Below are 2,282 nucleotides of genomic sequence, written 5' to 3' on the forward strand. Positions count from 1 at the left end.
TGCCAGGCATCCTGGGGCAGCGTGATGCGGAGCGTTTCGGCAATGCCTTTGACAAGCCTGGCGCTCGTCACCACCCCCCGGAACTCGAACTGCTCCGGTGTGCACATATCGACTTCGGCGTCGAAGCAGGTGATCACGCGGGCCGGCGTGATCGTCACGCCGTTGAAACTGATCTTTCCGTCAGCCTGCCAGGGCAGCCCGATTCCGAACCGATCGACGCCGAGCTGACCGTATTGCCGAACTTGCCGACTAGTATTTTCTCGGAAGACTTCGACGCTCGGAAGCGACAGCAGCGCGAAGCTGCCGCGAAATGCGCCGGCGCTGATCTGATCATAAGCAAGCCGCCATGCGCCGAGACTGGCACAATGTTCGTCCACGTCAGTGCTGCTGGCCTGCAGAACCCGTGAACAGTGGCCTTGTTCGGCGTTGCAGCGGAGGCCGGCTGTGGTCTCGGCTTCTGCAACCGGATGTGTCAGAGCTTCGGTGCTTTGCATCTGCCGCTCTCAAAGCAAACTTCGCGCCAAGCCGGGAACGCTGCTTCGGTTCGCTCCCGAGATTTGCGAATTTTCGATAACGCCTGGTCGTCCAGGTGGTCTCAGATACCTCTCGCGCGCTGCAGCCGTCCCTTGAACGGTATCAGAAAACGCGGCGCCGGGAGTAGACGATGCGACCGACCGAACTCATGCGTGGCAGTCCTGCTGCCCCGCAGGCGCAGGTAACCCGCGCCAATTGGAGAACCTTCCCGGCCATCCGGTGGGGCTTCACCCACGCGCGGGAAATCCTGCCGACCGCGGAAATCCGCCGTGCCGAGCAGGCCACGCCGTTGCCGGCGGCGCCGCGCGAGCTCGCCAGCCTCGGCTTCGTGGCTCCCGATGGCGCTCAAACGTCGGTGGCCGCCACGCTGCATGAGACGTTCGCCGATGCGCTACTCGTGGTGCACCGCGGCACGCTGGTGCACGAATGGTACGGCGACGGCATGAGCGCGACGACGCCGCATCTGATTTGCTCGGTCAGCAAATCGATCGCCGGCACGCTCGGCGGCATCCTGGTCGAGCGTGGGCTGATCGATCCGGATGCGCTCGTCGTGAGCTATCTGCCGGAGCTGAAAGGCTCCGCCTATGATGATGGCTGCGCGGTGCGCCATCTGCTCGACATGACGGTCGGCATTGCGTTCGAAGAAGACTACGAGGATCCCGCCGGCGACGTCGCCCGCTATCGCTACGCGTCGGGCTGGGATCTGCCGCCGCCGGGTCTCGAGGTCACCGATCAGCGCAGCATGCTGGCGAAGATGCGCGCCAGCGGCAAGCCGCACGGCAAGGCGTTCCACTACGTGTCGCCGAACACGGACGCGCTCGGCTGGCTCTATGAACGCGCCTGCGGCACTTCCTATTCGGCGATCCTGTCCGAGTATCTGTGGCAGCCGATGGGCGCCGCCGAGAATGCATCGATGACGCTCGATGCATTGGGTGCGGCACGTAGCGCCGGTGGCATCTCCGCAACTGCGCGCGACCTTGCGCGGTTCGGCGAGATGATCCGTTGCCGCGGCAATGTCGGCGGTCGTCAGGTCGTGCCCGGTTGGTGGATCGACGACATCCACGCCAACGGCGACTCGCAGGCCTGGGCCGATGGCGATCTCGCCGAGATCTTCCCCGGGGGGCGCTATCGCAGCAAGTGGTACACGATCGACCCGGCGCGCGGCGATCTCGCCGCGATCGGCATCCACGGCCAGTGGATCTACGTCGACGTCCAGACCGACACCGTCATCGTCAAGCTCGCTACGCAGCCGAAGGCGATGGACATCCCGCTCGATCATCGCTGGCTCGCCGCTTATCGCGCGATCGCCGCGCATGTCTCCGCATCCTAACGAACGCATTCACCAGGAGCCTTCCATGCTGACGACCTTGAATCGCCGCACGATCCTGAAAGCCGGCGCCGCGTCGCTCGCGGCCGGCATGATGCCGAACATCGCCCGCGGTGCTTCGTCCAAGACCATCCGGGCGGTGATGCACGCGCCGCTGCGCGCGACCGATCCGGTGATCAACACCGCCTGGACCGGGCGTAATCACGGCCTCAACATCTACGACACGCTGTTCGCGATGGATTCGAAGTTTCAGATCCGTCCGCAGATGGTCGAGAGCCACGAAGTCTCCTCCGACGGCCTGACCTACACTTTCGTGCTGCGCCCCGGCCTGGCGTTTCACGACGGCGCGCCGGTGACCTCGGCCGACGTCATTCCGTCGCTGCAGCGCTGGGCGAAGCGCGACACGATGGGCGGCCGGATG

2 protein-coding genes and 1 pseudogene are annotated in these 2,282 nt (G+C 65.1%); 2 read left to right on the plus strand and 1 reads right to left on the minus strand.

What is annotated here, in order from left to right; translation table 11 throughout:
• A pseudogene (locus I5M_RS29345) lies at positions 1–494 on the minus strand (hypothetical protein); the annotation flags it as partial.
• Between the two features lie 170 nt (positions 495–664).
• Here I5M_RS29345 and I5M_RS07880 point away from each other — a divergent pair.
• Complete coding sequence (locus tag I5M_RS07880) at positions 665–1,864, plus strand: serine hydrolase (protein WP_022720902.1); 1,200 nt, start codon at positions 665–667, stop codon at positions 1,862–1,864.
• A gap of 25 nt (positions 1,865–1,889) precedes the next feature.
• The coding region (locus tag I5M_RS07885) for an ABC transporter substrate-binding protein (protein ID WP_031335825.1) at positions 1,890–2,282 on the plus strand (393 nt) is incomplete at its 3' end.

This window comes from Rhodopseudomonas sp. B29, from assembly GCF_000333455.1.
Taxonomy (GTDB): domain Bacteria; phylum Pseudomonadota; class Alphaproteobacteria; order Rhizobiales; family Xanthobacteraceae; genus Rhodopseudomonas.

Bases quoted from the DNA above. Each gene is read 5' to 3' on its own strand.
- I5M_RS07880 (WP_022720902.1), top strand. From the start codon at position 665: ATGCGACCGACCGAACTCATGCGTGGCAGTCCTGCTGCCCCGCAGGCG.